Genomic DNA, 6,034 nt, shown 5'->3' with positions numbered 1-6,034 from the left:
ACATTCTTCAACCGCTGCTGCACCTGCCCCGGCATCCGCTGACACTGGCGAGATTCGGTCTGCCGACCATCCTGCCGGCCTCCGTGCTGGTCCAGATCTTCACCACACCGCAGGCAAAGGCTCTCTTCGGAGGTGTTGCGGCACATACATTTCAGCCCCTTCACCGGCCCCTCACCTCGGCGATCGCGCTTGGCATCCTCACCGCGGGACATCACGGCGGGTGGGCAGTGGCACGCGGCGGCTCACGGTCGATTACCACCGCTTTGGCAGCGCTGCTCGCCGACCTGGGCGGCACGATCGAAACGGGGGTGCGTGTCACTTCAGCGACACAACTGCCGCCAGCCGACATCACGATGTTCGACCTCGACCCGGCGTCGGTGTGCAGGGTTCTCGGCGATCGGCTACCGACGCGCGTAGCGCGCGCCTTTCGCCGGTTCCGCCACGGGCCTGCGGCGTTCAAGGTCGACTTCGCAGTCGAGGGCGGTGTGCCGTGGACCAATCCCGACGCGCGCCGCGCAGGCACGGTGCACCTGAGCGGTGATTACGCCGAGATCGCCGCCAACGAACGGGCCCTTCACGTCGGACGGCTGCCTGAGCGGCCCTTCGTGCTGGTCGGTCAGCAGTACCTAGCCGACCCTCAACGGTCGGCGGGCAACGTCCACCCCGTGTACTCGTATGCCCACGTCCCCAACGGGTTCGACGGCGATGCCACAGCCGCGATCATCGATCAATTCGAACGATTTGCTCCCGGCTTCCGCGACCGAGTGATCGGCTACACCTCGTTCACGCCGGCGCAGTTCACCTCCTATGACGCGAACTTCGTCGGTGGCGATATCAATACCGGGGCCAAGGACATCCGGCAGCTGGTGTTCGGTCCGCGACACACGCTTTCCCCCTACAGCCTCGGCATTCCTGGCATGTACATCTGCTCTGCGGCAACTCCACCCGGTCCCGGCGCACACGGAATGTGTGGGCACAACGCCGCCAGGCTGGCATTGACCGACTCTCAGAAGGTGCCCATCTCCCGCAATCTGTCGCCGTAGACGTTGCCATGCCGTGTACCGGAACGACCAGGATCGCTGCGGCGTGCAGCGATTTCGTGTGCAGGAAGTTCACACGCTGCCCGGCCGCCGTGGGTGTGTGGACCTTACAGTCGATTAGATCGCCACGTACTTGCCGATGAGCTCGTGCACCAGGTCGGGTTGGTCGAGGTGCATGAAATGTCCTGCTTCGTCGATGATTTCGGCCTGGCTTCCGGTCGGGAGTATATGCGTGCCCAGCGCACCGATGCGGGCATCGATAGCTCCGTCAATGCCTCCGTGCAACACCAACATGCCCGACAGTGGCTTCCCCATCGCATACCGGTCGAGTTCGTGATGTTGCCGAACGCCTCGCATGGGGCGGAACGCCGCCCGGTAGTAAGACAGTGCCGCGTTGCGCCGTCTGTGATCAGGCAGGCTTTTCCATATGTACGTGAGGTCGGCACTTGGGTCGTACCCGGGGGGAGACCAGTCCCGCCACAGCTTGGGCAGCACCCAGTCGAGACTGCGTTCGGAAAGCCGAGGCAGTTGTTGGAACACGACGTACCAACTCATTCGCAATTGGCGCGGAAGCAGCCGGATCAGCCTGCGGCCGGTGCCCGAGTCGCGGCCGAGACCCGCCACCAACGGGACGCCCATCGACACGACCTTCTCGAAGGGGTTGCCTGGATAGGCGGCGATTCCGTTCGCGGTGAGGCCGCCCCAGTCGTGACCGACCAGGACCGCATCGGGTCCCGCGCCCAGCGCCTTGTGCAGGGCGATCGCGTCACTCATCAGCGCGCCGATGCCATAGTCGCCATCGCGCGCGATTTCGGTAGGTGCATAGCCCCGCATGAACGGTGCAACGACCCGGAAGGACTGATCTGCGAAGTACGGGCCGAGGTGCCGCCAGGTCCATGCCGTGTCGGGGTAGCCATGCAGGCAAAGCATCAACCGGCCATCTTCGGGACCCCAGGCCAACGCCTCGCAGCGCAGGTGCGGTAGCTCGATCGTCAAACGCTCCGGAGTGGTCATAGCGTCGCGACGCTCGCATGCTTGGAGTCGGTGTCGGCGACGGTGTTTCGGGGTCGTCGATCCGCTCGCAGGAAGCTGCCGGTGCGCTGCCTGCCGACGAGGTCGGTCGGTTGTCCATCGACGAACACGGTCTTTCCGGCGACCATGACGGCCTTGACGGTGGCGTCGTTACGGTTCACCATCCGCTCGAGGCCGCCGAACGCCTCGATCGGTGCCTCGTGATACCCGTCGAGCGAGGCGTCGAGTCGCTCGGGGTCGATCACCACGACGTCCGCCCAGTCACCGATGCGGAGATGGCCGGCGTCCAGGTGATACCAGTCGGCCAGTTCGCCGGTCAGCCGATGCACAGCACGTTCGACACTCATGAACTTCTGGCCCGCACGTTGGGCGTCGCGGACATGGCGTAGGAAACGCAGTCCGCAGTTGTAGAACGCCATGTTGCGCAGGTGTGCACCGGCATCGGAGAAGCCCATCTGGATGCCGCCGCGCACGGCGAGCTGGCGCAGCATCTTCGGCCGATGGTTGGAGATCGTTGTGCGCCAACGCAGCTGTTTCCCATGCTCGAGTACGAGGTCGAGGAACGCGTCGACTGGATGCAGCCCCCCGCGCTCGATGCCGACGTCGCCGAACGACTTGCCGAGCACCGTCTCGTCGGGGCAGGCAACGATCTCGGCATCGAAGAAGTCGCGATGCCAGGCACGCGGACCGAACTTGCTGTCGTAGTCCTTGCGAAATGCTCGCCGGTAGGACTCGTCCTTGATCAACTCATTGCGTTCCAGTTCGGTCTTGAGATGCAGGGCCGCAGCGCCGGAACCGAACTCCTCGAAGATCACCAGGTCGATGCCGTCGGCGTAGACCTCGAACGGCACCGGCAGATGCTGGAACCGGAAATCGCCGCCGAGCCGATTGGCCAGCGCGGCAAGCAGTACCGTAATCCACATCCCCGCGGGGGCGGATTTCATGTCGGCTGCAGCGAGCAGGCTGGTCTTGAGGCGCGGACGACCGATTCCGACCGACTGCAGCGCCTGCGACACGATGTTGTGGGGATGGGTGATGTCGGGTCCCGACTGCAGCGCCCGCTCCCGTCGGCGCAGCAACGATTTGAGCCGGCGCAGCTCGCGGGCCCTCGCGTACGTCGAGGGCAGCGTGCGCGACCGGCACACATCGCCGTCGATCCGATCGAAAAGTAGCTGCTGCGAGGACAATCCGATGAAGCCCGCGTCGAGTGCCTCGGTCAGCATCGCCTCCATCCGGGCCTGTTCGGCGCGGCTCGGCCGAACCTCGCCGCGGGTGGCGCGGTCCAACCCCATGACCGCCACCCGCATGTCCGAATGCCCCAGGAAAGCCGTCACGTTCGGGCCGAGCGGCAGCGCCTCCAGCGCCTCGATGTACTCCTGGGCACCGGTCCACGTCTTGTGCTCACCGACGATGCGAACCATGTGCTCGTGCGGAATTGCCTCGACCCGCCCAAACAGATCCGCAGCATCGGAAGCGTCGACGTGCACCGTCGACAGCGAGCACGACCCCATCACGATCGACGTGACACCGTGCCGCAACGACTCGGTCAACGCGGGCGCGGCGAGGACTTCGGCGTCGTAATGCGTGTGGATATCGATGATGCCCGGTATCACCCACTTCCCGGTGGCGTCGACAACGTGGGTGCCTTCGATCGGTTCGGTTGTCACCGCCGCGACGCGTCCGTCCCGTATTCCGAGGTTGCGAATGGCCGACGGTCCGCCGGTGCCGTCGAACCAGCGGCCGTTGAGGATCACCTTGTCGAAGGTCATGCGCATGTGCTCCCTCGTCGTCAAATCGTCGCTCGACTTGACAGTTTACCGATAGCGTCAACCCATTGTGTTACCTTCGTCGCCAGTCGCCCACAACGAAGGGGATGCTGCCGTGGGATTTCTCGAGCCGAACATGCCCCGGATCGACGTCGCCGAGTGGCGCACCCGCTCTCGCTCGGAGCGCATCAAGCCGATGGCGCAACACATCGCGGAGAACGGGATGGGCAATCCCGAGGTGTTCTTCGTGCTGTACGCGGTGAAGATCGCCCTCTACATCTTTGTTGGCCTTTGCTTCGCGTTGACTACGGCGGGCATCGACGGGTGGACCGACATCGGGACGTGGTGGAGCGAACCGATCGTGTTCCAGAAGGTTGTGCTGTGGTCGCTCTTGTTCGAAGTGCTCGGCCTGGGCTGCGGGTTCGGCCCACTGACTGGCAAGATCGCGCCGCCGATGGGCTCGCCGCTGTACTGGCTGCGACCGGGGACCATTCGACTTGCCCCATGGCCCAACAGGATTCCCTTCACCGGTGGTGACCGGCGCACGGTCGTCGATGTGGTTCTCTACGCGGCACTTCTGGCGTCTGCGGTCTTCGCGCTGCTGTCCGACGGCGCCGGACCAGTCGCCGCACTGGATACGTCGATCGGGCTGATACCGCCCGAACGGGTGGTGCCGGTCGTGGTGATCTTGGCGGTGATCGGTTTGCGCGACAAGGTCATCTTCTTGGCCACCCGCGGCGAGGTGTACGGCTCGTTGACGGTGACGTTTCTGCTCGCCGGCCCGAACGTGATTGTCGCCGCGAAACTGGTGATGCTTGCGGTCTGGCTCGGGGCCGCGACGTCGAAGCTCAACCGTCACTTCCCGTTCGTGGTCGCGACGATGATGGCGAACAACCCACTGGTGCGGGCCAAGTGGATGAAGAGGGTGTTCTTCCGCAAGTTCCCCGACGACCTGCAACCCGGCAGGATCGCGCAGTTCCTCGCCCACTTCGGCACGGTGATCGAAATGGGAGTGCCGCTGGTGCTCTTCTTCTCTCACGGCGGCGTCGTCACCTACATCGCCGCGGCCGTCATGATCGTGTTCCACCTTGTGATCCTCACCGCGATCCCGCTTGGGGTTCCGCTGGAGTGGAACGTCTTCATGATCTTCGGAATCGCCTCCCTGTTCGTGGACAAGGCCGCGATCGGGTTGGCAGACGTGACCGAGCCGTGGCCTATCGTTGCGTTGCTCGCCATCATTTTCATTGCGATCGTGATCGGGAATATCGACCCCACCAAGGTGTCGTTCCTCCCGGGTATGCGGTACTACGCAGGCAATTGGGACACCTCGCAATGGTTTTTCACCGAGGCGGCCAGCCAGAAACTCGCCGATCACAGGATCGGGTTGGGCCTCGTGCAGCACAAGCAGATCGAGAAGCTTTCCACTCCCGAGGGCACGGAGATATCGCTGGCGCTCGGGCATGCATTCCGCGCGATGTACGCCCACGGCCGGGGCTTGATGACGCTGTGGGATCACGTGATCCCACCGGGGCGTGACGCGGACTACACCGTTGTCGACGGCGAACCGGTTGCAGGCTATGCGGTCGGGTGGAGCTTCGGGGACGGCCATCTGCACAACGAGCAATTGATCAGCGCCCTGCAACGACGGTGCCATTTCGCACCGGAGGAGCTACGCGTACTGATTCTCGATGGTCAGGCTATTCACCGGCAGTGGCAGCAGTACCGCATCGTCGATGCCGCGACCGGCGAGCTCGAACGCGGGACATTCCGGGTGAGCGATCTGGTCAGCCGACAGCCATGGGAGCACGACGTCCCGATCACCGTTATCAGCAAGGCCGTGGGGCTCAATCACTCTTGATGTCTGGCGATTTCGGATGCGATGACGGGCCCAAGCCACCGGCGAATGTAGGTGCGAAGCAACTTGCCGGTGCGCGGCGGCAGCCCCGGGTCGACAATGAATGACTGCAGCATCCGCAACATGTACTCGACGAGGTCGTCGATGGCGGCGTCGTCCATCCCGATCGCGGTCCAGTCGACGTCCAGTCCGGCCAGAATGCTGTGGCCGAACTGCTTGGCCATATCCGAGGTCACTTCAATCGAAGTCCGGCCGAAGTCGTCGGCCAACATCAACTGGAGGGGCTTGTCGCTTGGTATCCACTCGAGAGTGAAGGCGAAACTTTCGACCAGGGCGTCGAC

The 6,034-nt window shown here is 64.1% G+C and carries 4 protein-coding genes and 1 pseudogene; 2 read left to right on the top strand and 3 right to left on the bottom strand.

Translation table 11 applies throughout. The features are described from left to right. Positions 1-1,043, top strand: a 1,043-nt coding sequence (locus A8G08_RS27475) for a phytoene desaturase family protein (RefSeq protein WP_068273800.1), incomplete at its 5' end; no start/stop codon positions are given. Positions 1,044-1,157: 114 nt separating this feature from the next. On the opposite strand, the gene A8G08_RS11345 is transcribed toward A8G08_RS27475, so the two are convergent. Next, complete coding sequence (locus A8G08_RS11345; protein ID WP_068273798.1) at positions 1,158-2,054, bottom strand: alpha/beta fold hydrolase; 897 nt, start codon at positions 2,052-2,054, stop codon at positions 1,158-1,160. Further along, complete coding sequence (locus tag A8G08_RS11340; RefSeq protein ID WP_068273802.1) at positions 2,051-3,841, bottom strand: N-acyl-D-amino-acid deacylase family protein; 1,791 nt, start codon at positions 3,839-3,841, stop codon at positions 2,051-2,053. The genes A8G08_RS11345 and A8G08_RS11340 overlap by 4 nt, the downstream gene beginning before the upstream one ends. Before the next feature lie 112 nt (positions 3,842-3,953). Here A8G08_RS11340 and A8G08_RS11335 point away from each other — a divergent pair, with 112 nt between their 5' ends. Next, the gene (locus tag A8G08_RS11335) at positions 3,954-5,696 is read left to right on the top strand and encodes a DUF3556 domain-containing protein (RefSeq protein WP_068273796.1); all 1,743 of its coding nucleotides are present in this window, start codon (positions 3,954-3,956) and stop codon (positions 5,694-5,696) included. Here A8G08_RS11335 and A8G08_RS27470 read toward each other — a convergent pair. Then, positions 5,687-6,034, bottom strand: a pseudogene (locus tag A8G08_RS27470) (TetR family transcriptional regulator); the annotation flags it as partial. The gene A8G08_RS11335 and the pseudogene A8G08_RS27470 sit on opposite strands and share 10 nt — an antisense overlap.

It is taken from the genome of Aldersonia kunmingensis (genome assembly GCF_001646865.1).
In the GTDB taxonomy this organism is placed as follows: domain Bacteria; phylum Actinomycetota; class Actinomycetes; order Mycobacteriales; family Mycobacteriaceae; genus Aldersonia; species Aldersonia kunmingensis.
Note: the sequence above shows the minus strand (reverse complement) of the source record. Positions and strands in the feature narration are given on the sequence as shown.